This window comes from Enterobacter sp. BIGb0383 (assembly GCF_003751845.1).
Taxonomy (GTDB): Bacteria; Pseudomonadota; Gammaproteobacteria; order Enterobacterales; family Enterobacteriaceae; genus BIGb0383.
The window spans coordinates 1,698,386-1,722,528 of record NZ_RJKQ01000001.1; the positions used below are offsets into that span (position 1 = coordinate 1,698,386).

The following is a 24,143-nucleotide window of genomic DNA, read 5'->3' on the forward strand; positions in this document are numbered from 1 at the left end:
ATAGCTGGATTAGATTGTCATTCTGTTGCTAACGTTAATTTGTTATCGCACTCACGGTGCGCGGTTCATAAAGCGAGAAAAGTATGAAAAGAGCCGTTAATGCCCTACAGAATTTTGGTAAGTCCCTCTATGGTCCGGTGCTGATCCTGCCGATTGTCGGTCTGTTTATTGCCTTCGGTAATGTCCTGGGCAATGGCAACCTGGCCGAGTACCTGCCCTTCCTCGGCCATCCTGTCGTTCAGAACGTCGGCCAGCTTATTGCCAAATCCGCCGTTTCGGTGCTGGTGAACCTGGCCCTGGTCTTTGCGGTCGGGATCCCGGTCGGCCTCGCCGCACGGGATAAAGGCTATGCCGCCCTGATCGGTCTGGTGGCCTACGTGGTGTTTATTAACGCCATGAACGTCACCCTGCAATTACAGGGCGAGCTGGCACCGGCGGACCAGATGCGCGCCGCCGGTCAGAGTATGGTGCTCGGCGTTCAGGTTCTGGAAACCGGCGTCTTTGGCGGTATTCTCACCGGCGCACTGGCGGGCTATCTCTATAACCGCTACTCCGGGGTGCAGTTCTCCGGGGCGATGGCGATCTACTCCGGGCACTGCTTTGTCGCCATTATTATGCTGCCGGTGGCGATTGTGCTCGGCGTGGTGATGAGTGAACTCTGGCCCTTCGCCCAGCACGGGATCAGCGCGATGGCACTGGCGATCAAAGGTGCTGGTCCATTTGGCGTCGCCGTCTACGGCTTTATGGAGCGCATTCTGGTTCCGACCGGACTGCACCATCTGGTCTACACCCCGTTCCTGTATACGGAGCTGGGCGGCAGCCGGGAAGTCTGCGGTACGCTCTATCAGGGCGCACGCAATATCTACTTTGCCGAGATGGCCTGTACCCAGGTGCAGCAGCTCAGCAGCACCGTGGTCTGGGATGCCCGTGGTATCAGTAAGATGTTTGGCCTGCCCGCCGCCGCGCTGGCGATGTATGTCACCGCGAAACCCGAACGCAAAGCGGCGGCCAAAGCGATTCTGATCCCGGCAGCGCTGACCTCTCTGCTGGTCGGCGTCACCGAGCCTATCGAGTTCTCCTTCCTGTTTGTCGCCCCGCTGCTGTTTGTGGTCCACGCGGTGCTGACCGGTATCGGCATGATGCTCTTCTCCCTGTTCGGGGTCCACGCCATCGGTGCCAACGGCATTATCGACTTTATCCTCTACAACCTGCCGCTCGGCACGGAGAAGTCCAACTGGCCGATGTACATCCTGGTCGGGCTGATTATGTTCGTCCTCTACTTTGTCATCTTCCGCTTCCTGATCCTGCGCTTCTCGATGAAAACGCCGGGACGCGAGGACGATGAAGAGGAGACGCGCCTCTACAGCAAACAGGATTACGCCGCCAAAGACGCGCCGGGCGAAGCCATCATCAGCGGCCTTGGCGGACGGGACAATATTGAGGTGGTCGACAACTGCTACACCCGCCTGCGCGTCACGGTGAAAGACGTCACGCTGATCGACGAGGCACAGCTAAAGGCGACCGGCGCAAAAGGCGTCATCAAACAAGGTAATAACGTTCAGGTGGTCTACGGGCTGCATGTCAAAAAAATGCGAGAAGCCGTTGAGATGTTTCTCTGAAGGAGGCAGTAATGTTTAAACCCCCATTTATTCTGGCCATCGCCGGCGGCGGCAGCACCTATACGCCGGGTATCGTGAAAAGCCTGATGGTACGTCTGGCCGATTTCCCGCTGGCGGAAATTCGCCTCTACGACATCGATGAAGGCCGACAGAACACCATCGCCCCGGTGGTTGAGAAAGTCATCCGCGACCACAGCGACAGCATCCGCTTTACGGTCACCGGCGACCCGGAAACCGCCTTTAGCGGGGCGCACTTTGTCTTTGCCCAGATGCGCGTTGGCCAGTACAAAATGCGCGAGCAGGATGAAAAAATCCCGCTGCGCCACGGCGTGGTCGGCCAGGAAACCTGCGGCCCGGGCGGGCTGGCCTACGGCCTGCGCACTATTCTGCCGATGGTCGAGCTGATTGACTTCGCCACCCGCTATGCGCATCCGAAAGCCTGGATTGTGAACTACTCCAACCCGGCGGCTATCGTTGCCGAAGGCGTGCGCCGTCTGCGCCCTGACGCGCGGGTGCTGAATATCTGCGATATGCCGGTGGCGGCGATGCGCAATATGGGCGCGATCCTCGGCGTTGACCGCCATAAGCTGGAGGTGGACTACTTCGGTCTGAACCACTTTGGCTGGTTTACCCGCGTGATGGTCGACGGGGAAGACCGACTCCCGGAGCTACGTCGCCACGTGGCGAAGTTTGGCCTGCTGACCGAAGACGCGGCCAAAACCGACCCGCAGCACTCGGACCCGTCATGGGTGAAAACCTGGCGCAATATCCAGCCGATGATGAACAACTTCCCGGAGTATCTGCCGAACCCTTATCTGCAGTACTACCTGATGCCGAACCAGATCGTCGAGCATCAGGACCCGGACTATACCCGCGCCAACGAAGTGATGAACGGGCGCGAGAAAAAACTGTTTGCGGCCGCGGACGAATATAAGCGCACCGGCATTCTGCCCGACGCTTTCCACGTTGGCGTCCACGGGGAGTTTATCGTCGATGTCGCCCGTTCTCTGGCGTTTGACCTGCGCCAGCGCCATCTGGTGATGGTCGAAAACAGAGGCGCTATCACCAACCTGCCTTACGACGCGGTGGTCGAAGTTCCGGCCTATATCACCTCCGAAGGCCCGGAGCCGGTGCGGGTTGGCAAGGTGCCGCTGTTCCACCAGACGCTCTTACAGCAGCAGCTGGCCTCAGAGCAGCTATTAGTGGAAGCCACTATCGAAGGCAGCTATGAAAAAGCATTGCAGGCCTTCACCCTGAATCGCACGGTGCCGACCATGCAGCATGCGAAAGCGATTCTCGATGAGATGATCGAGGCGAATCGTGATTACTGGCCGCAGCTTAAACAGGCCTGGGAAAATGGAGACGTAGCGAAGTAAATGCAGACGCCGGCTTAGCCGGCGTTTTTAGCACTTGTATTTGGGGGTATAGGGAGCCCGCCCCCATGCGTAATACATGGTTCTGCTGAACGTTGCCTGTCAATTTTCATAAAATACAGAGCCGTCAACAGCAGTGCAAACATAAACGGTACTTCATACAATTCCTCGACTAAATCCTGATATGCGGGATCATTCAAGAAAAATATTGCCATAACGCGCTTGTGTTCTATCGTATCTGAAATCAAAAAACAGACCAGCGCCAGCGAAAAGTAGGTTATTGGAAATGCCACACCAGAAAGCTTGCTTTTGATTTCATCGCGTAAATCCCGAAAGAACAGCATGATGAAAACGGGTGAGATCCATAAAATGGATAACAATCTGAAAATCCATCGAGGTTCGTCAGGAAAATAATCACGCCCCCAGCTGATGCTGCGTCCAAATAATAGAAACCACCACAGCGCCGCCCACACCCAGAACAGGAGCTGAGGTCTGCTCAGCAGAGATGGCCTCATGTAAACCAGTGTAAAAACACTGCAAAATAACAACCATACGGCCTGAAATGTTTCTATATACTGAACCTGCAAGCCATCGAATAACGAAATATCATATAAACGCACCGCAATAAAAAGCAAAGGGAGCATAGCGACTAAGAGGAAGTCTTTATGCAATGAAACATCAAATTTCATAGTCTGCACATTATAATTAAAAGTTGATTCATTTTATGCCTGAATCAATTGTCATTTTTAGTAAAAGATGCGACTTAAGTGCGGGACTTAACTGTTAAATTTCGTTTCAGAAAGTAATGAAATAATAAATAATCAGATTAATCTTATTAAGAATAACTATGTTTCGCGTCAATGTTTTTATATTTATTCTTCAAAAGAGTAGTCTTTTTCCAGGGCAGGCTGGATAACCGCGACAAGAGGGTTGCGGACCGACACATCCCGGCTGGCCAGTGAACATCAGGAAAACATCCGAAAGTTTGTATAAGCTATCCACCTCGCATCTTCCCTCCCACTCCCTTGTCAGCCCGCAGGAAAACATCGACAATCCCATTACAACTGCAAGCAGCTAGATGGAGTCCCTATGAGCACCTCATTTTTCGTTGCCGCCGACTGGCTGGCCGAACATATCGATGACCCGGAAATCCAGATCCTCGATGCGCGGATGGCCCCGCCGGGTCAGGAACACCGCGATGTCGCCGCCGAATACCGCGCCGGGCATCTGCCGGGCGCGCTGTTTTTTGATATCGAAGCCCTCTCCGACCACAGCAATCCGCTGCCGCATATGATGCCGCGACCGGAAGCTTTCGCCGTGGCGATGCGCGAGCTGGGCGTGCAGGATGACAGACATCTGGTGATTTACGATGAGGGCAACCTCTTTTCCGCCCCGCGTGCGTGGTGGATGCTGCGCGCCTTTGGCGTTGAGCGGGTGTCGATTCTGGCAGGTGGGCTTGCGGGATGGCAGCGCGAAGATCGCCTGCTGCAAACGGGCGACGTGACACTGCCGGAAGGTAATTTCACCGCCACCTTCGACCCGCAGCAGGTTAAGCGCCTGACCGACGTGCTGCTGGTGAGCCATGAAGGCACCGCTCAGATAGTCGATGCCCGTCCGGCCCCGCGCTTTAATGGCGAAGCCGACGAGCCGCGTCCGGGCCTGCGTCGGGGTCATATTCCCGGTGCGCGTAACGTGCCCTGGGGCGACATCACCCTTAACGGCGAGCTGAAAACGACCGACGAGCTGGAGTCGATCTTTGAGCGCCAGGGCGTCGAACTGGACAAGCCCATTATCGTTAGCTGCGGCTCCGGCGTGACGGCGGCGGTAGTTGCGCTGGCCCTGGCGACGCTGGGCGCGCCGGACGTGACCCTGTATGACGGGTCCTGGAGCGAATGGGGCGCACGCGCCGACCTGCCCGTCGAGCCTGCGCAATAATGGACAGTCGCCTGGCCCCGCTGCTCACCCGTGCGGAATCGCTGACCCGCGCCGAGTACCGCGTGCTTGCGCATCTGACGGAGCATCCGCTGCTGGTGGGCAATATCACCGTGCGCGAGCTGGCGCAGGCGACCTTTGTTTCGACGGCGACCATTATGCGACTGTGCCAGAAACTCGGCTTCAGCGGTTTTAGTGAGCTGACGTGGCACTGCAAACAACTGTTATCGGATACGCCACCGCAGATAACGCCGGTCGAAAGCACGCCGGACGTTTTTCCCGCCGCGTTCGACGCCTTTATCGCTAACTATCAGCGGACTTTTCAGTGGGCAACGACGGAAAAGCGTCAGCAGTTTGCGGCGCTGCTGCGCGATAAAGAGAGTTTCTTCCTTTACGGGGCCGGGTTCTCCTGGCTGTTCGCCGACTATCTCAGTAAGAAGCTGCAGGTTATGGGTAAAACGGCCTTTATTTCCGGGCCGGGCGACAGCCGCAATATTTTTCTCAGCAACGCGCCGCGCTATCAGGTGTTTATCGCGGTATCGCGCAGCGGGGAAACGGAGCAGGTGCTGGATAAGGCGCGTATTGCCCGCAATGTCGGGATGACGGTCATCGCCTTTACCCGCGCGTCGGCCAATACCCTCGCCGGGCTGGCGGATCTTCATTTTGCGCTTTATGACGAAGCGGTACACTTCGCCGCCGAGGCGGCAGGCGTCACCTCGTTTGAGTCAAATCTGGTGCTGCTGATGGATTTACTGCTGCTGGAAGCCACGGGGTGACGTCTCACCCCGTCAGCCTCAGATAATGCGATTTTGTTTGAAGTCGCGCAGGAAGCTGCCCCAGCGGCGTTCATAAAACGGCGTGATATGGGCCAGCATAAAGTGGCTGATGCCCTTCTCACCCTCAACGACCTGGCAGATATCAATCGGCTCATCGCCCGGCAAAGTATCCGTCGCCACGCTGCCCGCGGCCTGAATAATCTCTTCGATATCCCCTTCCGCGTCGATGCCGATCAGCAGATTGGATTCGCCGTCAGCCTGCTCTTTAATGGAGCAGATAAACGCACGCTTGACGGTCCTGATACTCTTAAACAGCGTCGTCAGGGAGTCCACCATCTGCGCCGGTGGCTCGGCCACTTCGGAGAGCAGCAGCGGCACGCCGCCTTCCAGCACCTGACGGGTACTGAGCGGGTTACCCTCTTCACCGATAAGATGGCTGATTTCACGCGGGGTAAACTCTTTCCCGGTCGGCAGTTTAGCATTGAGGAACAGCGCTTCGCCCTGGGTCATCTCAAATAGCGTGCGCGCAGGCATCACCACAAACGCCTGTTCCTCTTCCACCGCCTGCTGCAACGCTTCCAGCGAGGTGAAGAACGGGATCACCGTGGTGCCGTCCTCTTTTTCCCAGTGCTGAATATCCAGCGCGCTGTCGTCAACGACCGCTTCGCCGTCTGCGGCGGTGCCGGGCACCCAGACGGTGGATTCCAGAAGGGTACGGAAAAATGCCGGACGGTGAGCTGGCTCGGTCGCCGCCTTTTCCAACAGGGTTTCTAATTCGTTTTTGGTATCGGACATAGATTTCACAAGGTTAGTCCGGCCCTCTTCGTCTGAAGAGGGCCGCAATGATTACGCGGTCAGCATGTTCGCAATAGCGCGCACGCCAAGACCGGTTGCGCCCGCAGCCCACTGATCCACGGCGGATTTACGGTAGGTCGCAGAGCAGTCAATGTGCAGCCAGCCTTCATGGTAGTTTTCCACGAAGTGGGACAGAAAGCCCGCTGCGGTGCTGGCCCCGGCCGGGTTAGCGGCGCCGGAGGTGTTGTTCAGCTCGGCAAAGTTGGACGGCAGCTGGCTGCGGTGGAACTCGGCCAGCGGCAGACGCCAGAACGGCTCGTTTTCAGCCTGGGCGCTCGCCATAAAGCGGGCGGCCAGCGCATCGTCAAAGCTGAACAGCGCGTGGAAATCGTTGCCCAGCGCGGTTTTCGCCGCACCGGTCAGGGTTGCCGCATCGATGATCAGCTCTGGTTTCTGCGCGCTGGCGTCGATCAGACCATCGGCCAGAACCAGACGGCCTTCCGCATCGGTATTCATGATCTCAACGGTTTTACCGTTACGATAGCGAATGATGTCACCCAGCTTAAAGGCGTTGCCGCTGATCAGGTTGTCCGCACAGCACAGGTAGAGCTTAACGCGCTTGTTCAGGCCACGGGTGACCGCAAAGGCCAGTGCGCCGGTCATCAGCGCCGCGCCGCCCATATCGGACTTCATGGAGTCCATAAAGGCGCTCTGTTTGATGCTGTAGCCGCCGGAATCAAAGGTAATACCTTTCCCGACCAGGCAAGCGTAAACCGGAGCTTCTTTATCACCGCTCGGGTTGTAATCCAGCACCAGCAGGACCGGCGGGCGTTCTGAACCACGACCCACGGTGTGCAGGCCAAGGTAGTTCTGCTCGCGCAGATCTTCACCTTTGGTTATGCGATAAGACATTTTCTCACCGGCCACGCCGCAGAGCAGGTCTACCGCACGCTGGGCCAGCTGTTCCGGACCCAGATCTTCCGCCGGGGCGTTAATGGTGTCACGCACCCAGTCAATGATATTCAGGCGGCTATCCAGCTCTTTCTGCTGCTCAGCATCAAGCGTTGCCCACTCGACTTTACGGGTGCCTTTCGGGCCTTTATAACCCTGCCAGAATGCCCAGCTGCGCTCTACGTCCCAGCCTTCACCGGCGAGCGTGACGTGCTTGATGCCCATCCCGTCAATTTTACGGGCGGCGCGCTGGATCAGGCCTGCGTCATCTTTACCGTTCAGGTGCAGGGTGATGCCGTCGTTATTGATGCTGTACGTCGCTTTTTCACCCCAGCGGCCGTCCGCAGGCTGCGTCGAAAGAACGATGTTCATGGCTTGTGTTGTCATATTTATCCCTTTTCGTTCATGCATAAATCAGAAACGGGCGGCCTTTGGGCCGCCCGTTTATTTAATCAGCTTCGTCCAGCCAGACCAGCAGGATCGCTTCGAGAACTTTTTCGTTCGATGCCTGAGGGTCATCGTCGAACTCTTCGAGATCGCAAATCCATTGATGCAGGTCGGTAAAACGTACGGTTTTCGGATCGAGATCCGGGCGGCTGTCGTACAGCGCCTCGCCGATTTCGCGGCTGTCGGTCCACTTCAGTCCCATACTACCCTCTGTTAATGTTCGCGTGCATGGTTGATTGTGTAACGCGGAATTTCGACCACCAGATCTTCATCGGTGACTTTCGCCTGACAGCTCAGACGGCTCTCCGGTTCCAGACCCCAGGCTTTATCCAGCATATCGTCTTCATCTTCCGTGCTTTCGTCCAGGGAATCAAACCCTTCGCGCACAACACAGTGACAGGTGGTACAGGCACAGGATTTCTCACAGGCATGTTCCAGCTCGATGCCGCCGCGCAGGGCAACATCAAGAATGGTTTCACCGACATTCGCTTCCAGAACTACGCCATCCGGACAGTAGTCCTGATGAGGTAAAAATACAATTTTTGGCATATTACACCTCGTCCACAGAATGGCCTTTCAGCGCGGTACGGACTGACTTGTCCATCCGGCGGGCGGCGAAATCCTGGGTTTGTTTGTCTACGTTTTTAATGGCTTGTTCTATTGCATCAGCGTCATCGCCGAGGGCGGCCGTCTGCAGGTGCGCGGCAGCCTCATCGATAACCTGACGCTCTGCGGCGCTGAGCAGCGCGGCATCGGCGACGAGCGCGCCGTTCAGGCTTTCCAGCACGCGGGCGGCTTCGACTTTTTGCTCGGCCAGCATACGCGCGCTCACATCCTGTTCAGCAAAACTCATCGATTCCTGAATCATGGTGGCGATTTCGTTATCGGTCAGGCCGTAGGACGGTTTGACCTGGATAGAAGATTCCACGCCGGTGGATTTCTCCATGGCGCTGACGCTCAGCAGGCCGTCGGCATCCACCTGGAAGGTGACGCGAATATGCGCCCCGCCCGCCGGTAGCGCCGGAATACCGCGCAGCGCGAAACGCGCCAGCGAACGACAGTCCTGAACCAGCTCGCGCTCGCCCTGCATGACATGGATAGACATGGCGGTCTGCCCGTCTTTAAAGGTGGTGAACTCCTGCGCGCGGGCCACCGGAATGGTGGTGTTACGCGGGATCACCTTCTCAACCAGGCCGCCCATGGTTTCCAGCCCGAGAGAGAGCGGGATCACGTCCAGCAGCAGCATTTCGCTGTCCGGCTTGTTGCCGACCAGGATATCCGCCTGAATCGCTGCGCCGATGGCCACCACTTTGTCCGGGTCGATAGAGGTCAGCGGCGGGCGCGAGAAGAACTCACCCACGCGTTCACGCACCAGCGGTACGCGGGTCGAACCGCCTACCATCACCACTTCGCTCACCTCAGCGGCATCCACACCGGCATCTTTCAGCGCCCGACGGCATGCCAGCAGCGTCCGCTTAACCAGGGTGCCGATCAGTTCATCAAACTGCGCCCGGGTGATATCACCCTGCCAGCCCGCGACCTCAACGCGCACGCTGTCGGCATCGCTCAGGGCGATCTTGGCAGCAATGGCGGCATCGAGCAGCGCACGCTGAAGATGGTTATCCTGGCGGTCGTCTAACCCGGCCTGCTCACGAATAAAGTCCGCCAGCAGATGGTCAAAATCATCGCCGCCGAGGGCGGAGTCACCGCCGGTCGCCAGCACTTCAAAGACCCCGCGGCTCAGGCGCAGGATCGAAATATCAAAGGTGCCGCCGCCGAGATCGTACACGGCAATGACGCCTTCCTGGCCGGAATCCAGACCGTAAGCAATAGCGGCTGCGGTCGGTTCATTCAGCAGGCGCAGGACGTGCAGACCCGCCAGTCGGGCGGCGTCTTTGGTACCCTGACGCTGCGCGTCGTCGAAATAGGCGGGCACGGTAATCACCACGCCGTCCAGTTCGCCGTCCAGCGCTTCACGCGCACGCGCCGCCAGCGCCTGAAGAATATCGGCGGAGACGCGGATCGGGTTAAGTAAACCGGCAGGGGTGGCAATCATCGGCAGGCCGTTTTCACTGGCCTGTAGCTGGTAAGGCAGGTGCGGGTAGCGGGCCTGAATATCGGCCAGCGAGCGGCCCATCATGCGCTTCACGGAGCTGATGGTGTTGACCGGATCCTGTGCCGCAAGGGCACGGGCTTCGTCACCAACGATATGGCTTCCGGCCTGATAATGGACCACGGAAGGCAGCAGATCGCGACCTTTGCTGTCCACAAGGGTTTCCGCCTGGCCGCTACGCACGGTAGCCACCAGGGAATTGGTGGTGCCCAGGTCTATGCCCGCCGCCAGACGCCGCTGGTGCGGCGCGGCGCTCAGGCCCGGCTCACTAATTTGTAATAACGCCATGTTTTGCTTCCAAAAAAATTAAAAGTCGAGCAGTTTTTCTTCTAATTGTTCTGCCGAGCTTTGAAGTTTATCGAGAAAACGCAGTTTGCGCACGGTGTCCGCCGCCGTCTCCCAGCTGGATCCCGCCAGCTGTTCCGTCATTAACTGAAGACGCGATTTGTACATCTGTGCAACCCGCTGTTGAAAAGCTGAAAGTCGCCCGGCGTCCTGCGCCTGGTCTATTTCATCCAGCTCCTCACGAAGTTCCAGCTGCTCCATCAAAAACGCCGTGTCGCGAACCGTATGCTGTTCGCTGGCTAAATCAAAGCCGTGCAGCGAGAGCAAATACTCGGCGCGGGACAGCGGGTGGCGCAGGGTCTGCCAGGCCTGATTGATGGTGGCGGACTGCTGTACCGCCGCCAGCTGCTCGGCCGCCGACCCGCTGGCGAATTTATCGGGATGGAACTGACGCTGCAGATCCTGAAAACGCACGGCGAGCGCCTGGGTGTCGAGCGGATAACCGGCTGGCAACCCAAAGAGGGTGAAGTAATCCATAACAATCTCAGGGGTTTCATCGTAAAACAAACCCCACGCGCAGCAGGCTGCGGTGGGGTTATCGGGAACCGCGACTAAACGTGGAAGCTTTCGCCGCAGCCACACTCATCTTTGACGTTCGGGTTGGTAAACTTAAACCCTTCGTTCAGGCCTTCTTTGACGAAGTCCAGCTGAGTGCCATCGAGGAACTGAAGGCTCTTGCCATCGACCACAACCTTGACGCCTTTGTCTTCGAACACGGTATCTTCTACCGCCGGTTCATCAACAAACTCCAGAATATAGGCCATTCCGGAGCAGCCTGACGTACGCACGCCCAGACGCAGGCCAAATCCCTTACCACGGTTGGTCAGGAAAGAATTTACTCGCGCGGCAGCACTGTCGCTAAGGGTAATCGACATACCTTTACCTCAATTATTTAGCTTCACGTTTGCTTTTGTAATCCGCGATTGCGGCTTTAATCGCGTCTTCCGCCAGGATAGAGCAGTGGATCTTAACCGGCGGCAGCTCCAGCTCTTCGGCGATATCGGTGTTCTTGATCGCCTGCGCTTCGTCCAGGGACTTGCCTTTCACCCATTCGGTGATCAGCGAGCTGGAGGCAATGGCGGAGCCACAGCCGTAGGTTTTAAAACGCGCGTCTTCGATGATGCCGTCGTTGTTCACTTTGATCTGCAGTTTCATGACGTCGCCACAGGCCGGTGCACCCACCATGCCGCTGCCAACGGATTCATCGCTGTTGTCAAAGGAGCCAACGTTGCGCGGATTCTCGTAATGATCGATAACTTTTTCGCTGTATGCCATGGTAATTTTTCCTCTCAGGTTCCCGAATTAATGATGTGACCATTCAATGCTGTTCAGATCCACGCCCTGCTTAAACATTTCCCACAGCGGAGAAAGGTCGCGCAGACGGCCAATGGAGTTGCGAACGAGCTGGATGGCGTAGTCAATCTCTTCTTCGGTAGTGAAACGACCTAAAGAGAAACGGATGGAGCTGTGCGCCAGTTCGTCGGTCATGCCCAGTGCACGCAGCACGTAGGATGGCTCAAGACTTGCAGACGTACAGGCAGAACCGGAGGAAACGGCCAGGTCTTTCAGCGCCATAATCAGCGATTCGCCTTCAACATAGTTGAAGCTGACGTTGAGAATGTTCGGTGCGCCCTGCTCAAGGTCACCGTTCAGGTAGACCTCTTCCATATCTTTCACGCCGTCCCACAGACGGTTACGCAGAGTGCGCAGGCGCGCCATCTCGGTTTCCATCTCTTCTTTCGCGATACGGTAGGCTTCGCCCATACCGACGATCTGGTGGACAGGCAGGGTACCGGAACGCATGCCGCGCTCGTGACCGCCGCCGTGCATCTGCGCTTCGATACGGATACGCGGTTTACGACGCACGTACAGCGCGCCGATCCCTTTCGGACCGTAGATTTTGTGGCCGGAGAAGGACATCAGGTCCACCTTCAGCTGGCTCAGGTCGATAGGCAGTTTGCCCACGCTCTGAGTGGCATCCACGTGATAGATGATACCGCGAGCGCGGCACATTTCGCCGATGGTGGCGATGTCCTGCACCACGCCGATTTCGTTATTCACGTGCATGATGGAAACGAGGATGGTGTCATCACGCATCGCCGCTTCGAGTTCTTTCAGGTCGATAATGCCGTTGCTTTTCGGCGCGAGGTAGGTAACTTCGAAACCTTCACGCTCCAGCTGACGACAGGTATCCAGCACCGCTTTATGCTCGGTTTTGCTGGTGATGATGTGCTTGCCTTTTTTCTGATAGAAGTTGGCCGCACCTTTAATCGCCAGGTTGTCGGATTCGGTCGCACCAGAGGTAAAGACGATTTCACGCGGGTCAGCACCGACCAGATCGGCGATCTGATTACGGGCGATATCGACCGCCTCTTCCGCCTGCCAGCCGAAACGGTGTGAGCGGGAGGCCGGGTTACCAAAGTTCCCGTCCAGGGTCAGGCACTGCATCATTTTCTCAGCAACACGCGGGTCCGCCGGCGTGGTTGCGGAGTAATCGAGATAGATCGGTAATTTCATTGCTCTTAAACTCCGTACATCACTCAAATGCAAGGAATCAGGCGTCCGGCTGGATGTACAACCGCTCGGGTGGGGCTTTGCCCTCGCCTGATTCTGAAATCTTTATTTTATAATGTCATTAACGCCCGACGCGTCTGTTCGCATCGGGCGGGTAAATCTTATGCGCGCAGCTTAACGTTAATCGTGTCCTGCGAGCGGGTAGAGCGGTGGGTCTCATGGGACTGCTGACGGTCTGATACATCGAGCACTTCCTGGTTGTTCACCAGTTCGCCGAGGGTGATGTTGTTCAGGAAGCCGGTCAGACGGTCGCTCAGATCGCGCCACAGCGCGTGGGTCAGGCACTTATCGCCGCCCTGGCATCCGCCTTTACCCTGACAGCGGGTGGCGTCTACCGATTCGTCAACGGCGCTGATCACTTCACCTACGGCGATGCTTGACGCATCTTTGCCCAGCAGATAACCACCGCCAGGACCACGGACGCTGGAAACCAGGCCGTTTTTACGTAAACGAGAGAACAGCTGCTCAAGATAGGAAAGCGAGATTCCCTGTCGCTCAGAAATATCAGCCAACGGCACCGGACCCGATTCGGAGTTGAGTGCAACGTCCAGCATGGCAGTCACGGCATAACGCCCTTTAGATGTCAGTCTCATGTCTTACTTAACCTCAACGCGCCCCTGTCCGGGGTTTTATATTAATTAAAGGTGTTGCATAGCGAGAGCAAGGATGACATTCCTGACTAAAATGGTCAACTATTTACTTGACTGTTTTAGTCAGGTATTTGGCAATGCGTGCCGTTTCGCTCGAGGCAGCCTTAACGCGGCTTCTTCTGCTGCTCGATGGAGGCCAGCATACCGCGCAGAATGTTCAGCTCCTGGCTTTCAGGGCGAGCGCGGGTAAACAGACGGCGCAGCCTGTTCATCACCTGCCCGGGATGGTTTTCACGGATAAACCCGCTGGTCAGCAGGGTCTGTTCGAGGTGATCGTAGAAACGTTCCAGATCGTCCACCAGCGGATACGGCGCTTCGGGTTCCGCCTCAGGCTCCGCGGCTTCCTGCTTCGCCAGCCAGGCCATCCGCACTTCGTAGGAAATCACCTGCACGGCCATCGCCAGGTTCAGGGAGCTGTACTCCGGGTTGGCGGCAATGGCGACGTGATAATGGCACTTTTGCAGCTCGTCGTTGGTCAGGCCAACGCGCTCGCGGCCAAAGACCAGCGCCACCGGCGCGTGTTCGGCTTCGCCAATGCTTTTCAGACCGCATTCACGCGGGTCCAGCATCGGCCACGGCAGCGTGCGGGAGCGAGCGCTGGTGCCCACCACCAGACTACAGCCGGACAGCGCTTCGTCGAGGGTATCGACAATCTGCGCGTTGCCGATCACATCGCTGGCGCCGGCCGCCAGGGCGATAGCCTGGGAGTCGGGTTTGACCAGCGGATTGACCAGCCACAGATTGGTTAAGCCCATGGTTTTCATGGCGCGGGCTACGGAGCCCATATTGCCGGTGTGCGAGGTTTCCACCAGCACGATTCGAATATTTTGCAGCATCATTTTTCTACGGCTAAAGAATATTTGGCCATATTACCATAAACGAGAGACAGATAACGAACTCGCTGCTATGATATGCGCCGTTTTCCGTTCTTTAACATCCAGTGAGAGAGACCGATGCATCCGATGCTCAACATCGCCGTGCGCGCTGCGCGCAAGGCGGGTAACCTGATTGCCAAACATTACGAAACGCCTGATTCCGTTGAAACGAATCAGAAAGGGACTAACGATTTCGTAACCAACGTGGATAAAGCTGCCGAAGCGATGATTATTGAAACCATTCGCAAATCCTATCCGCAGCACACCATTATCACCGAAGAAAGCGGTGAGCACTCAGGTGAAGACCAGGATGTACAATGGGTCATCGATCCGCTGGATGGCACGACCAACTTCGTTAAACGCCTGCCGCACTTCGCGGTATCTATCGCCGTTCGTATCAAAGGCCGCACTGAAGTGGCTGTGGTTTACGATCCTATGCGCAACGAACTGTTCACCGCCACTCGCGGTCAGGGCGCACAGCTGAACGGCTACCGTCTGCGCGGCAGCATCGCTCGCGATCTGGATGGCACCATTCTGGCGACCGGCTTCCCGTTTAAAGCCAAACAGTACGCCACCACCTATATGAACATCATCGGTAAACTCTTCACTGAGTGTGCAGACTTCCGTCGCACCGGCTCTGCCGCGCTGGATCTGGCCTACGTTGCCGCTGGCCGCGTGGACGGTTTCTTTGAGATTGGCCTGAAGCCGTGGGATTTCGCCGCGGGCGAACTGCTGGTACGTGAAGCGGGCGGTCTGGTGTGTGATTTCACCGGCGGTCATAACTATATGCACACCGGCAACGTTGTCGCAGGTAACCCGCGCGTCGTGAAATCAATGCTGGCGAATATGCGTGACGAGCTGAGCGACGCCCTGAAGCGTTAATCTCTCTCCTTGCCCCTCTCCCGAGGGGCAAGTTGTTTAAAACGGTCGGATCCCTCTTGCCACCGGAGCTGCACTGACCCACATCACCACCGCCGCCGCCACTAAAAAGACACCGCCCGCTAATGCCAGCGTCGTCCAGCCGACCCTACGCCACAGCGCCGGCGCACGATTGCCGCTCAGCCTTATCGCTATCCGGCGGAAGCTATGCACAAACAGCGCCAGCGACGTAATGGTCAGTGATGTTCCCGCCGCCATTGCCAGCGCCGAGGCCATTCCCCAGTAAAATACGCCGATGACCTTGCTGAACAGCAGCACCATCAGCGCGCCCGAGCAGGGCCGCATTCCCATCGACAATATAATCATCAGCCTTGCGCGCCAGTCATCGCCGCTTTGCAGCTGTTCCTGAGAAGGCAGATGCTGGTGTCCGCAGCCACAATTTTCATGATGCTCATGGTGTGGCGTAAAGGCAGTAAATTTAGGGCGCTTCAGCAGCGAACGCAGGGTTTTCAGCGCCCGCCAGCAAAGCATCAACCCCAGCACGCCGACCAGCGCATAGCTGGCTTTCTCCAGCCAGAACCCGCTCAGATGCAGCTGTCTGGCCGGAAGTTGCAGGACCGAAAGCACGATCAAGACCAGCCCAATCGCCACCAGCCCCTGCAGCAGCGAAGAGGCCAGGGTCAGGCTAATGCTGGATTTGAGTTTCGACGGATGAGTGGCGAGCCAGGTCGTAATCACTATCTTGCCGTGTCCCGGACCCAGCGCGTGCAGAACACCGTAGACAAAGCTGAATATCAGCAGCGATCCGCCTGCCTGAGTCGGATTTTCCGCGACCGCTTTCAGCAGCGTACTCATCTGTTGATTGACCTCGCGCTGCCAGATAATGCTTTTCAGCATCACCTGCGGCCAGGCCTGCCACAGCCAGACGCCGCCAATGAGCATCACCACGGCGAAAAGCGCCAGCGGCCAGAGATGGCGGTAACGTCCTGAACGTGTAAGGGCGATTACTGACATGTTAAGGTCACCGTTTGTGCAAATTGTTTACCCAGCTCCATATCCTCCGGCGGCGCATCGGCCTTATCCAGCGACTGGGCAAAATCCATGACCTGCTCATCCGGCTCCGGCGTCAGTACCGACATCTTGCAGGATTTCTTTAATGCGGCAGGCAACGCGGCGTCAGCGTCGTCGGCATAGCTCATATCGACATAGTAGGTCGGATCGAACGATGCGAAGGTGTAGGTCTGACCGGCCAGCGGCTGGGGCTGTGCCAGCGGCAGAACAAAAGTCAGCACCGCCTGATGCCCGTCGCGACTCAGGCCATATTCAGTTGGCCGGTTCTGAAACTTCACCTTCTGCCCGTTATGCCACACCTCGGTGAAGTAGTGCTGACCAAGCACGTTCGCCATCACCTCGGCAGCCAGCTTTTTCCAAATCTCATCGCCGGGCTTTGCGTCCCCGGCGTCATACAGCAGGTCGGCAGAGGTGAGCTCATCCATGGTCCAGCGCATATTCAGGCCAACCATCTTGCCGTCGCGAGCGACGACTTCGGTGTGCAGGCTGATAAAACTGTGAGGGTGGGCCTGCGCGGCAAAGGATAAGGCAGCAATAAATGCTACACCGACGCGTTGTTTCACTAACTTCATCTCTTCCTCACGTGAAAAATTCTGTGATGCCTCCCGGCATTCCTGGCAGGAAGATGGCGTGAAGGCTTTCACCATAGCCACCTTTCGCTATCCTTGATTAGACACCCTAACTGGAACTAATAACAGATGACGATCATTGACCAACCGCCATCTCTGCTTTCCAGTCCACAGCGCCGCTGCCAGGTGCTGCTGATGCTCTATCTGCCGGAGCAAGCCATTACCACCGCGTTGATTAGCGAACTGAACGGCGTGGATGACGCTGTCGCCCGGCAAGATATAGCCGAGACCGGCACGGAGATCCAGCGTTATCATCAGTTAACCATCGCCCTGCAGCAGGACGGCAGCTACCGGATTGAAGGCACGCCGCTGGATCGGCGCCTGTGCCTGATGCACTGGCTGCGTCGGGCCCTGCGTCTGTGCCCGCAGTTTATTAGCCATCATTTTACGCCCGCTCTTAAAACCCAGCTGAAACAGCGGGGGCTGGCCCGCACCCTGTATGACGATACCAATCTCCAGGCGCTGGTGAATCTCTGCGGCCGTCGCCTGCAGCGGCAGTTCGCCTGGCGGGATATTGAATTTCTGCGTCTCTATCTGCAGTACTGTCTGCTCCAGCATCAGATGGGGATCACGCCGGAGTTTAACCCGGCCCAGCGCCAGTGGACGCAAACCCGGATGGAGTATCCGGCAGTGCAGGAGATTGTGCGCCACTGGCAGCGTCGGGTTGTCCAGCCGCCCCACGACAACGAGCACCTTTTCCTGGCCCTGCTGTTTATTCTGCTGAGAATTCCCGATCCGCTGCGCGATGACCAGCAGCACGACCACCGCCTGCGCCGGGCCATTACGGCGATGATTTCCCGCTTCCGCGAGTCGGCGGGTTTACGCTTTAACGATGAGCAGGGCCTGATTGACCGACTCTATATTCATCTGGCCCAGGCGCTGGACCGCAGCCTGTTTGGGATTGGCATTGATAACAGTCTGACGGAAGAAGTGGGACGGCTCTATCCCCGGCTGATGCGCACCACCCGCGAAGCCTTCCACGATTTTGAATGTACCTGGGGTTTGCAATTCAGCGAGGAGGAGATCGGCCTGGTGGCGGTGATCTTCGGTGCCTGGCTGATGCAGGAAAAGGATTTACAGGAAAAACAGGTCCTGCTGCTGACCGCCAACGATCCCCGGCGGGAGCAGGCGCTTGAGCAGCAGCTGCGGGAGCTGACCCTGCTGCCGCTCAATATTAAGTATCTGCCGCTGGCGGATTTTCAGCAGCACGGCGCGCCGAAAGAGGTGGCGCTGATCGTCACGCCCTACACCACCCCGCTGCCGCTGTTCTCGCCGCCGCTGATCCACGCTCAGCCTTCGCTGAGCACCAACCAGTGTCGGCATATCCGCACCATGCTGGAATCTTAGTCCCGCGCCTGCGCCGCCACGCCAGGGCGCAGGAGCAGAGCGGGCAGCGCCACCAGCGCCATCACCCAGAAAACGCCCTGCTGCAAATGCTGGTACAGGAAGCCGGCAAAGACCGTCATCACCGCAATACTGCCGCCCATGGCGATGGCGGAATAGACCGCCTGCAGACGAATCACTTCCCCACTCTGCCGCGCGGAGATGTAGCGCATCGCGGCCAGGTGGCAGACGGTGAAGGTGCCGCAGTGGAGGATCTGGGCCACGATCAGCCACGGCAGTTCCGTGGTCCAGGCCATCAATCCCCAGCGCACCACGCCACACACCGCCGACAGCAGCAGCAGATCGCTGGCGCTAAAGCGGCGGAACAGCTTATTGCTCAGGGCAAAGATCACCACTTCCGCCACCACGCCCAGCGACCAGAGATAGCCGACCGCCGATGAGGAGTAGCCCGCGCCCTGCCAGTAGATGGCGCTGAAACCGTAGTAGGCGGCGTGCGCGCCCTGCAGCAGAGAGACGCAGGCCAGGAAGCGCCAGTTCTGCACGATAAGCTTGCGCCACGCGGACCAGCCCGGCGCATCCTGCTGACGACTTTCGCCCTGCGGCATAACCGAAGGCCGCAGCAGCATTCCCAGCAGCATGGACGCCACGCCGAGACTCAGCAGCAGCAGGACCGCACGGTAATCGAACATATTGACCAGCTTGCCGGTCAGGGCCGAGCCGATCACAAAGGCAATCGAGCCCCACAGCCGCACCCGGCCATAGTCCATTGAGATCTGTTTTTGCCAGGTTCCGGCCAGCGCATCCGTCAGCGGCACCAGCGGCGAGAAGAAGAGATTGAACCCCACCATGACCACCAGCAGCCAGGCCACGTGGCTTCCGGCATGAAACGCCAGCACAAAGACCAGCGTCAGCAGGGCCAGGATCCGCAGGGCAGAAATCAGTCGGGAGGGATCGCTGACCCTCGGCGCAATCAGCAGACTGCCGAGGAAACGGGCCACCAGCCCGGCACCCAGTACGATACCGATGGTTTCCGGCGTCAGGCCAACGCCATCCAACCAGACGCTCCAGAAAGGAAGAAAGATACCGTAGCTAAAAAAGTAGGTGAAGTAACTGAGCGCCAGCCAGCGCGTGGAGTGCAAGACCATGAATCCCTCCCGTTTTGGAGGCGATAGTCTGGCGAGAAAGCGGGAGGAGCGCAAGCGAATTACCAAATGCTTATTAACTTTTATTTAACATTTAATGGACTAACCTGCCGTACACCGCGTCTACGGCAGGTTACCACTCTAGAGCCGTGGCCTCACCGTTCGACCGGCCAGCTGCTCTTCCAGCGCCTCCAGGGTGACGCCTTTGGTCTCCGGTACGTTGCGCAGAATAAAGAGCGTGCCCAGGGCGCAGATAATCCCGTAGAGCAGGAAACTGCCCGCCGCCCCAAGCCCGGCGTTAAGCAGCGGGAAGGTATAGGTCAGCAGGAAGCAGGCCACCCACAGCGCCACCGTGCCCACCGACATCGCCAGCCCGCGCACCCGATTGGGGAAAATCTCCGCCAGCAGCACCCAGGTGACCGGGGCCAGGGTCAGCGCATAGATGGCAATCGCCGCCAGCACCAGCAGCAGAACCGGCCATCCCATGACCCCCAGCGCATAGGCGCTGGCAATCAACACGTAAATCACCGTCAGGCCCGACGCGCCCATCAGCATTAACTTACGGCGGCCGATCCTGTCCACCAGCGGCAGCGCGGCAAGGGTAAAGACCAGGTTGATGATGCCGGTAGCGACAATCGATTTCAGGGTGCCGTTAATATCAAATCCGGCGGAGGCAAAAATCTCCTGGGCATAGTTGAAGATGACGTTAATCCCGCACCACTGCTGGAAAATTGCCAGCACCATACCAATGATAATGATCGGCCTGACCTGCGGCTCAAGCAGCGTAGAGAAGGCCACTTTTTGCGTATCCTTCAGCAGGGTGCGTTCAATATCGCTCAGGGTCTGCGCCGCATACGTCTCAGAGCCAATGCGCCGGAGCATTTTACAGGCATCGTCCGAACGCCCGGCCTTCACCAGCCAGCGCGGAGATTCGGGGACCAGAAAAAGCAGCAGTAGGAAGGCCAGCGCGGGCACCAGACCTGCGCCAAACATCCAGCGCCAGCCCGTCTGGCCGTTCCAGCTCTCAAGGATAGCCTGCTGCGTTGCGCCCGGCGCGACCGGCTCGGCAATCAGCAGATTAATCAGTTGCGCCGCCAGCACGCCGACCACGATGGTCAGCTGATTCACGGCGACGAAACGCCCGCGCTTTTCCGCCGGGCTCACTTCCGCGATATACAGCGGGCTGAGCGCCGAGGCCAGACCAATACCCACCCCGCCGACGATGCGGAAAATAACAAACATATCGAAGCTACTGGCGACGGCGGCTCCCCAGCTGGAGAGCGCGAACAGAAGCGCGGCAAGGAGCAGCGGCATTTTGCGGCCATATTTATCCGCGCACCATCCCGATACCAGCGCGCCAAAAACGCACCCCACCAGGGCGGAACTCATGGCCCACCCGGACTGCGCCGGGTCGGTAATCGAGAAGTAAGCCTCGTAAAACGGCTTCGCACCGCCAATCACCACCCAGTCATAGCCAAATAACAAGCCTCCGCAGGCTGCAACCAGACAAATCGTCCAGACGTAGCCCATTTTTAATCCTGTCTGTGTGTTATCCATTCCCTTTCATCCTTCTGGCGACTGCATAAGAAAAACCAACTTCAGGAAGTTCACTGACTCTGAGCGTCATACTCAGCGAGGTGGACTCGCCCGGTGCCAGCGCGGTCAGATCGCCCCCGTGAGGACGATGATGATCGTCCGGGGCGTGGCTCATCGGCTCCAGACAGAAGAACTCAAACGCGTAACCCTCGTCGAAGGCGGGATCGGAGACAAAGAGAAAGTAACAGGGTGCGGGCGGATCGGTTTCCATCGTGAGTCGGTAACCCGCCTGCGGCTGCGCAATATGGGCGACGCCGTCCCAGCCCGCAAAGCCGTTGTTAAGCCAGCGACGCGGCAGCGGTGCGGGATGACTGAAATCCAGCCCGTCAGCAAAGCGTTCGCTGAACGCCCCTGCCAGCCACTGTTCCCGCTCCAGCCAGTAGCCGCTCGCCTTCGCCTGCACGGTCGTTTGCGGTGCCAGCGGGAAAAACGGGTGCCAGCCCAGCCCGAACGGCAGGGTTTCCGCGCCGTGATTGGTGACCGAGAGCGTCATCACCAACGACTCTGCGGTGAGATGAAAACCCTGGGTTGCCCGATAGCGATAAACCCCGTCCTGCTGCTGATACGCCAGGGTCAGGGCGTCATCCGTCTGCGATTCGCACTGCCACTCCCCGAGCCAGCCGTCGCCGTGCAGATAGTGCTCATCCCAGGCCACGTTCGGCGCAAGATGATACTCCTGCGCCTGCCAGACAAAGCGGTTGCCGCTGACCCGATTGCCAAACGGCACCAGCGGAAAACAGGACGCATCGGTGGCAATACCGGTTTTCTTACCGGGGCGCAGCAGCGGCGTTTCCTGTCGCCAGAAGCCTTCTATCACGCCGCCCTGGTCGGAAACCTCAAGACGCAGGTCGCCGTGGGTTAAGGTAAAAAGTGCCATCCTTCGCCTCCTTAATCCGGGAAATTAATCACGACTTTGCCGCATTTCCCGCTCGCCATCAGCCCGTAAGCTTCCCCCGCCTGCGCCAGCGAAAAACGGTGGGTAATGGCGCTGTGCGGCCAGAGTTTCCAGTCGGTTAAATCGTGGGCGCATTTTTCCATATGGAAGAGACTGGTCACCCAGGAGCCGATGATCCGCCGCTGGTGGTGCATCAGGTCGGCGCTCACTTCAAACTCCACTTTGCCGGTTTCCCCGATATAGACCACGCGCCCCCAGTCGGCGGTAGACTGCAGCGCCAGCAGGCGTCCGGCGGCGTTGCCGGAGCAGTCCAGCGCCACGTCCGCCCCGCCGCGGGTGATCTCCGCGATAAGCTCCGGCAGGCGTTCGGTGGTGGCAAGATACCCGGTGTCCATCACGCCAAGCTGTTTTGCCATCGCCAGACGATCCGGCAGCATATCCACGCCGATCACCCGCTTCGCCCCGCGTCCACGCGCCAGCATCATCGCCATCATGCCGACCGGTCCCAGCCCGACCACCAGCACGTTATCACTCCCGGAAACCTCCCCGCGCAGGATGCCCTCATAGGCGGTTCCGACGCCGCAGCTGATAAACGCCCCGTCCTCATAGCTGAGCGCGTCCGGGAGGCGGATCAGATCTTTTTCTTCCGCCAGCAGGTATTCCGCATGGCCGCCGTCGCGCTGCCAGCCGTAGGCGGCTTTGCCCTCTCCGGTACAGGAGATGGGAAATCCACGGCGGCAGTTTGCACAGAAGCCGCACCCGGAGATGTGGTACACCAGCACCCGATCCCCCTCGCTGAAATGGCGACACCCCTGCCCTTTTGCCACAATCTGGCCGCAGGGTTCATGGCCGTTGATAAATCCCTGATACAGCGGCTTGTCCGGCGCAGCCGCCGTCGCACGGTGTTGATGGTAGATGTAATGCACATCGCTTCCGCAAATGCCGGAGGATTTCATTTTGATCAGCACCTGATTAATCCCCGGCGTTGGCACCGGTACTTCGCGCAGATCGACGGTGGAGTTACCCGGTAAATAAGCAGCCAGCATAGTTTTCATAAGTCCCTCATTATCACTACGATGAATTTTCACCCCTGCCGCCCGTGCGTCAGGGGTCGGAATCGTTCAGCGTTTTGCTTTACCGCTACGCTGCGTCAGCAGGATATTTGCCAGCACCGCCGCCACGATAATGACGCCGCGCACCACCTGCTGGAAAAAGGAGTTAATCCCCAGCAGCACCAGTCCGTTGCCGATAAGGGTAATCACCAGCACGCCCAGCAGCGTGCCGAACAGCGAACCCCGGCCGCCGGAAAGCGCCGTGCCACCCACCACCACGGCGGCGATGACGTCAAACTCCAGGCCGTTTGCCGCCCCGGCGTTGCCGGAGCCGAGACGCGCGGCCAGTAAAATGCCAGTAACGGCGGCAAGCAGCCCCGAGAGGGTAAAGATCAGAATGCGCACCCGGCGGACGTTAATACCGCACAGCTGTGCAGCGGTGGCGTTGCCGCCCACGGCAAAGACCGAGCGGCCAAAGGCCGTTTTGCGGCTGATAAAGACAAACAGCGCGAAGAGCAGCATCATGATCAGCGCCGAGACCGGCACGCCGAGAAACTGCCCGCCGAGCCAGTCCAGCACTTCGCTTTCGTCAATCGGCACCGGCAGCGCATTGGTCATAAACAGCCCCATTCCGCGCAGGGCGCTCCACAGCCCGAGGGTGGCGACAAAGCTCGGCACGTTAAACACGCCGCGCAGCACCCCGGCGAGCGTCCCCATCAGTGCCCCGAGCAGCAGCACCAGCAGGCAGGCAACGCCGAGCGGCACCTGATACTGGAGTAAAAACGCGAGGCACACGGAGACAAAGGCCACCATTGGCCCGACGCTGACGTCGATTTCGCCGGAGATGATAATCAGCGTCATGGCCCAGGCGGCGATCCCGATCGTGGCGGCGTCGCGCAGGACGTTCATTTGGTTATTGAGAGAGATAAAGCCCGGTGCGTTAAGCGAAAACACCAGATACAGGATGGCGATCACCACCAGCAGGCCAATCTCGTTAATGTGGCGGCTGAAAAACTGCCTGAGCGATGCGTTCTTGCCTTGCGGCAGCGGTAATGACGACGCTGACATCGTTGAACTCCTCGGTA

Annotated in this window: 25 protein-coding genes; 6 read left to right on the top strand and 19 right to left on the bottom strand. The window is 58.2% G+C overall.

The genetic code is table 11. The features are described 5' to 3' along the window. Window positions 1-83: 83 nt before the first annotated feature. The gene (locus EDF81_RS08050; RefSeq protein ID WP_123347549.1) at window positions 84-1,619 is read left to right on the top strand and encodes a PTS transporter subunit EIIC; all 1,536 of its coding nucleotides are present in this window, start codon (window positions 84-86) and stop codon (window positions 1,617-1,619) included. 11 nt (window positions 1,620-1,630) lie between these two features. Beyond that, the gene (locus EDF81_RS08055; RefSeq protein ID WP_123347550.1) at window positions 1,631-2,995 is read left to right on the top strand and encodes a 6-phospho-alpha-glucosidase; all 1,365 of its coding nucleotides are present in this window, start codon (window positions 1,631-1,633) and stop codon (window positions 2,993-2,995) included. A 14-nt stretch (window positions 2,996-3,009) separates the two neighbouring features. Here EDF81_RS08055 and EDF81_RS08060 read toward each other — a convergent pair whose 3' ends face one another. Then, window positions 3,010-3,681, bottom strand: coding sequence for a hypothetical protein (locus EDF81_RS08060; RefSeq protein ID WP_123362928.1), 672 nt, complete (start codon window positions 3,679-3,681; stop codon window positions 3,010-3,012). A 400-nt stretch (window positions 3,682-4,081) separates the two neighbouring features. On the opposite strand from EDF81_RS08060, the gene sseA reads away from it, so the two are divergent. Both sseA and EDF81_RS08070 read left to right on the top strand, forming a co-directional pair. Then, on the top strand, window positions 4,082-4,927 hold the full coding sequence (gene sseA, locus EDF81_RS08065) for a 3-mercaptopyruvate sulfurtransferase (protein ID WP_123347552.1): 846 nt from the start codon (window positions 4,082-4,084) through the stop codon (window positions 4,925-4,927). Beyond that, a complete protein-coding gene (locus EDF81_RS08070) occupies window positions 4,927-5,700 on the top strand; it encodes a MurR/RpiR family transcriptional regulator (RefSeq protein WP_123347553.1) in 774 nt (257 codons plus the stop codon). Before sseA ends, EDF81_RS08070 begins: the two co-directional genes overlap by 1 nt. An 18-nt stretch (window positions 5,701-5,718) precedes the next feature. On the opposite strand, the gene sseB is transcribed toward EDF81_RS08070, so the two are convergent. The 11 genes from sseB to trmJ all read right to left on the bottom strand — a co-directional run bounded on the left by sseB (window position 5,719) and on the right by trmJ (window position 14,411). Next, window positions 5,719-6,495 carry an enhanced serine sensitivity protein SseB gene (sseB, locus tag EDF81_RS08075; RefSeq protein WP_123347554.1) on the bottom strand — a complete coding sequence of 259 codons (777 nt, stop codon included), beginning with the start codon at window positions 6,493-6,495 and terminating at the stop codon, window positions 5,719-5,721. Between the two features lie 51 nt (window positions 6,496-6,546). Then, entirely contained in the window at window positions 6,547-7,833 is a 1,287-nt protein-coding gene (gene pepB / locus EDF81_RS08080) for an aminopeptidase PepB (protein ID WP_123347555.1), read from the bottom strand. A 61-nt stretch (window positions 7,834-7,894) separates the two neighbouring features. Continuing rightward, window positions 7,895-8,095 (bottom strand): Fe-S cluster assembly protein IscX, encoded by a 201-nt coding sequence (gene iscX / locus EDF81_RS08085; RefSeq protein ID WP_123347556.1) that lies wholly within the window; start codon window positions 8,093-8,095, stop codon window positions 7,895-7,897. Window positions 8,096-8,106: 11 nt separating this feature from the next. After that, window positions 8,107-8,442 (bottom strand): ISC system 2Fe-2S type ferredoxin, encoded by a 336-nt coding sequence (fdx, locus tag EDF81_RS08090; RefSeq protein ID WP_123347557.1) that lies wholly within the window; start codon window positions 8,440-8,442, stop codon window positions 8,107-8,109. 1 nt (window position 8,443) lies between these two features. Then, window positions 8,444-10,294 (bottom strand): Fe-S protein assembly chaperone HscA, encoded by a 1,851-nt coding sequence (gene hscA / locus EDF81_RS08095; RefSeq protein ID WP_123347558.1) that lies wholly within the window; start codon window positions 10,292-10,294, stop codon window positions 8,444-8,446. A gap of 18 nt (window positions 10,295-10,312) precedes the next feature. Beyond that, complete coding sequence (gene hscB / locus EDF81_RS08100) at window positions 10,313-10,828, bottom strand: co-chaperone HscB (protein WP_123347559.1); 516 nt, start codon at window positions 10,826-10,828, stop codon at window positions 10,313-10,315. 74 nt (window positions 10,829-10,902) lie between these two features. Next, on the bottom strand, window positions 10,903-11,226 hold the full coding sequence (gene iscA / locus EDF81_RS08105) for an iron-sulfur cluster assembly protein IscA (protein ID WP_123347560.1): 324 nt from the start codon (window positions 11,224-11,226) through the stop codon (window positions 10,903-10,905). 13 nt (window positions 11,227-11,239) lie between these two features. Next, a complete protein-coding gene (iscU, locus tag EDF81_RS08110; RefSeq protein ID WP_123347561.1) occupies window positions 11,240-11,626 on the bottom strand; it encodes a Fe-S cluster assembly scaffold IscU in 387 nt (128 codons plus the stop codon). Window positions 11,627-11,653: 27 nt separating this feature from the next. Beyond that, window positions 11,654-12,868, bottom strand: coding sequence for a cysteine desulfurase (iscS, locus tag EDF81_RS08115; RefSeq protein ID WP_123347562.1), 1,215 nt, complete (start codon window positions 12,866-12,868; stop codon window positions 11,654-11,656). A 158-nt stretch (window positions 12,869-13,026) separates the two neighbouring features. Beyond that, window positions 13,027-13,518 carry a Fe-S cluster assembly transcriptional regulator IscR gene (gene iscR / locus EDF81_RS08120; RefSeq protein ID WP_123347563.1) on the bottom strand — a complete coding sequence of 164 codons (492 nt, stop codon included), beginning with the start codon at window positions 13,516-13,518 and terminating at the stop codon, window positions 13,027-13,029. Window positions 13,519-13,679: 161 nt separating this feature from the next. Further along, entirely contained in the window at window positions 13,680-14,411 is a 732-nt protein-coding gene (gene trmJ, locus EDF81_RS08125) for a tRNA (cytosine(32)/uridine(32)-2'-O)-methyltransferase TrmJ (protein ID WP_123347564.1), read from the bottom strand. Between the two features lie 117 nt (window positions 14,412-14,528). On the opposite strand from trmJ, the gene suhB reads away from it, so the two are divergent. Next, on the top strand, window positions 14,529-15,332 hold the full coding sequence (suhB, locus tag EDF81_RS08130; RefSeq protein WP_123347565.1) for an inositol-1-monophosphatase: 804 nt from the start codon (window positions 14,529-14,531) through the stop codon (window positions 15,330-15,332). Window positions 15,333-15,368: 36 nt separating this feature from the next. Here the strand turns inward: suhB and EDF81_RS08135 are convergent, their stop codons facing one another. Both EDF81_RS08135 and EDF81_RS08140 read right to left on the bottom strand, forming a co-directional pair. Beyond that, window positions 15,369-16,343: a nickel/cobalt transporter gene (locus EDF81_RS08135; protein ID WP_123347566.1), complete on the bottom strand. Its 975-nt coding sequence runs from the start codon at window positions 16,341-16,343 to the stop codon at window positions 15,369-15,371. Further along, window positions 16,334-16,972, bottom strand: a complete 639-nt coding sequence (locus EDF81_RS08140; protein WP_123347567.1) for a DUF1007 family protein — start codon at window positions 16,970-16,972, stop codon at window positions 16,334-16,336. The genes EDF81_RS08135 and EDF81_RS08140 overlap by 10 nt, the downstream gene beginning before the upstream one ends. A 126-nt stretch (window positions 16,973-17,098) precedes the next feature. Between EDF81_RS08140 and csiE the strand changes: the two genes are divergently transcribed. Beyond that, the gene (gene csiE / locus EDF81_RS08145; RefSeq protein ID WP_123347568.1) at window positions 17,099-18,376 is read left to right on the top strand and encodes a stationary phase inducible protein CsiE; all 1,278 of its coding nucleotides are present in this window, start codon (window positions 17,099-17,101) and stop codon (window positions 18,374-18,376) included. Here the strand turns inward: csiE and EDF81_RS08150 are convergent. The 5 genes from EDF81_RS08150 to EDF81_RS08170 all read right to left on the bottom strand — a co-directional run bounded on the left by EDF81_RS08150 (window position 18,373) and on the right by EDF81_RS08170 (window position 24,126). Then, on the bottom strand, window positions 18,373-19,518 hold the full coding sequence (locus tag EDF81_RS08150; RefSeq protein ID WP_123347569.1) for a 3-phenylpropionate MFS transporter: 1,146 nt from the start codon (window positions 19,516-19,518) through the stop codon (window positions 18,373-18,375). The two genes, csiE and EDF81_RS08150, sit on opposite strands and share 4 nt — an antisense overlap. A gap of 138 nt (window positions 19,519-19,656) precedes the next feature. Then, on the bottom strand, window positions 19,657-21,072 hold the full coding sequence (locus EDF81_RS08155; RefSeq protein WP_123347570.1) for a sugar porter family MFS transporter: 1,416 nt from the start codon (window positions 21,070-21,072) through the stop codon (window positions 19,657-19,659). After that, entirely contained in the window at window positions 21,065-21,988 is a 924-nt protein-coding gene (locus EDF81_RS08160; protein ID WP_123347571.1) for an aldose 1-epimerase, read from the bottom strand. Before EDF81_RS08160 ends, EDF81_RS08155 begins: the two co-directional genes overlap by 8 nt. Window positions 21,989-21,999: 11 nt before the next feature. Continuing rightward, the gene (locus EDF81_RS08165; protein ID WP_123347572.1) at window positions 22,000-23,061 is read right to left on the bottom strand and encodes a zinc-binding dehydrogenase; all 1,062 of its coding nucleotides are present in this window, start codon (window positions 23,059-23,061) and stop codon (window positions 22,000-22,002) included. A 66-nt stretch (window positions 23,062-23,127) separates the two neighbouring features. Continuing rightward, window positions 23,128-24,126, bottom strand: a complete 999-nt coding sequence (locus EDF81_RS08170; RefSeq protein WP_123347573.1) for an ABC transporter permease — start codon at window positions 24,124-24,126, stop codon at window positions 23,128-23,130. Between the last annotated feature and the right edge of the window lie 17 nt (window positions 24,127-24,143).

Excerpts from the sequence above, each read along its gene's own strand:
- iscU (WP_123347561.1), bottom strand. The coding sequence starts at position 11,626 with ATGGCATACAGCGAAAAAGTTATCGATCATTACGAGAATCCGCGCAAC.
- EDF81_RS08160 (WP_123347571.1), bottom strand. The coding sequence starts at position 21,988 with ATGGCACTTTTTACCTTAACCCACGGCGACCTGCGTCTTGAGGTTTCC.
- sseB (WP_123347554.1), bottom strand. The coding sequence starts at position 6,495 with ATGTCCGATACCAAAAACGAATTAGAAACCCTGTTGGAAAAGGCGGCG.
- hscA (WP_123347558.1), bottom strand. The coding sequence starts at position 10,294 with ATGGCGTTATTACAAATTAGTGAGCCGGGCCTGAGCGCCGCGCCGCAC.
- hscB (WP_123347559.1), bottom strand. The coding sequence starts at position 10,828 with ATGGATTACTTCACCCTCTTTGGGTTGCCAGCCGGTTATCCGCTCGAC.
- EDF81_RS08060 (WP_123362928.1), bottom strand. The coding sequence starts at position 3,681 with ATGAAATTTGATGTTTCATTGCATAAAGACTTCCTCTTAGTCGCTATG.
- iscA (WP_123347560.1), bottom strand. The coding sequence starts at position 11,226 with ATGTCGATTACCCTTAGCGACAGTGCTGCCGCGCGAGTAAATTCTTTC.
- pepB (WP_123347555.1), bottom strand. The coding sequence starts at position 7,833 with ATGACAACACAAGCCATGAACATCGTTCTTTCGACGCAGCCTGCGGAC.
- fdx (WP_123347557.1), bottom strand. The coding sequence starts at position 8,442 with ATGCCAAAAATTGTATTTTTACCTCATCAGGACTACTGTCCGGATGGC.
- suhB (WP_123347565.1), top strand. The coding sequence starts at position 14,529 with ATGCATCCGATGCTCAACATCGCCGTGCGCGCTGCGCGCAAGGCGGGT.
- iscR (WP_123347563.1), bottom strand. The coding sequence starts at position 13,518 with ATGAGACTGACATCTAAAGGGCGTTATGCCGTGACTGCCATGCTGGAC.
- iscX (WP_123347556.1), bottom strand. The coding sequence starts at position 8,095 with ATGGGACTGAAGTGGACCGACAGCCGCGAAATCGGCGAGGCGCTGTAC.
- EDF81_RS08140 (WP_123347567.1), bottom strand. The coding sequence starts at position 16,972 with ATGAAGTTAGTGAAACAACGCGTCGGTGTAGCATTTATTGCTGCCTTA.
- sseA (WP_123347552.1), top strand. The coding sequence starts at position 4,082 with ATGAGCACCTCATTTTTCGTTGCCGCCGACTGGCTGGCCGAACATATC.
- iscS (WP_123347562.1), bottom strand. The coding sequence starts at position 12,868 with ATGAAATTACCGATCTATCTCGATTACTCCGCAACCACGCCGGCGGAC.
- EDF81_RS08155 (WP_123347570.1), bottom strand. The coding sequence starts at position 21,072 with ATGGATAACACACAGACAGGATTAAAAATGGGCTACGTCTGGACGATT.
- csiE (WP_123347568.1), top strand. The coding sequence starts at position 17,099 with ATGACGATCATTGACCAACCGCCATCTCTGCTTTCCAGTCCACAGCGC.
- EDF81_RS08165 (WP_123347572.1), bottom strand. The coding sequence starts at position 23,061 with ATGAAAACTATGCTGGCTGCTTATTTACCGGGTAACTCCACCGTCGAT.
- trmJ (WP_123347564.1), bottom strand. The coding sequence starts at position 14,411 with ATGCTGCAAAATATTCGAATCGTGCTGGTGGAAACCTCGCACACCGGC.
- EDF81_RS08070 (WP_123347553.1), top strand. The coding sequence starts at position 4,927 with ATGGACAGTCGCCTGGCCCCGCTGCTCACCCGTGCGGAATCGCTGACC.
- EDF81_RS08050 (WP_123347549.1), top strand. The coding sequence starts at position 84 with ATGAAAAGAGCCGTTAATGCCCTACAGAATTTTGGTAAGTCCCTCTAT.
- EDF81_RS08055 (WP_123347550.1), top strand. The coding sequence starts at position 1,631 with ATGTTTAAACCCCCATTTATTCTGGCCATCGCCGGCGGCGGCAGCACC.
- EDF81_RS08135 (WP_123347566.1), bottom strand. The coding sequence starts at position 16,343 with ATGTCAGTAATCGCCCTTACACGTTCAGGACGTTACCGCCATCTCTGG.
- EDF81_RS08150 (WP_123347569.1), bottom strand. The coding sequence starts at position 19,518 with ATGGTCTTGCACTCCACGCGCTGGCTGGCGCTCAGTTACTTCACCTAC.
- EDF81_RS08170 (WP_123347573.1), bottom strand. The coding sequence starts at position 24,126 with ATGTCAGCGTCGTCATTACCGCTGCCGCAAGGCAAGAACGCATCGCTC.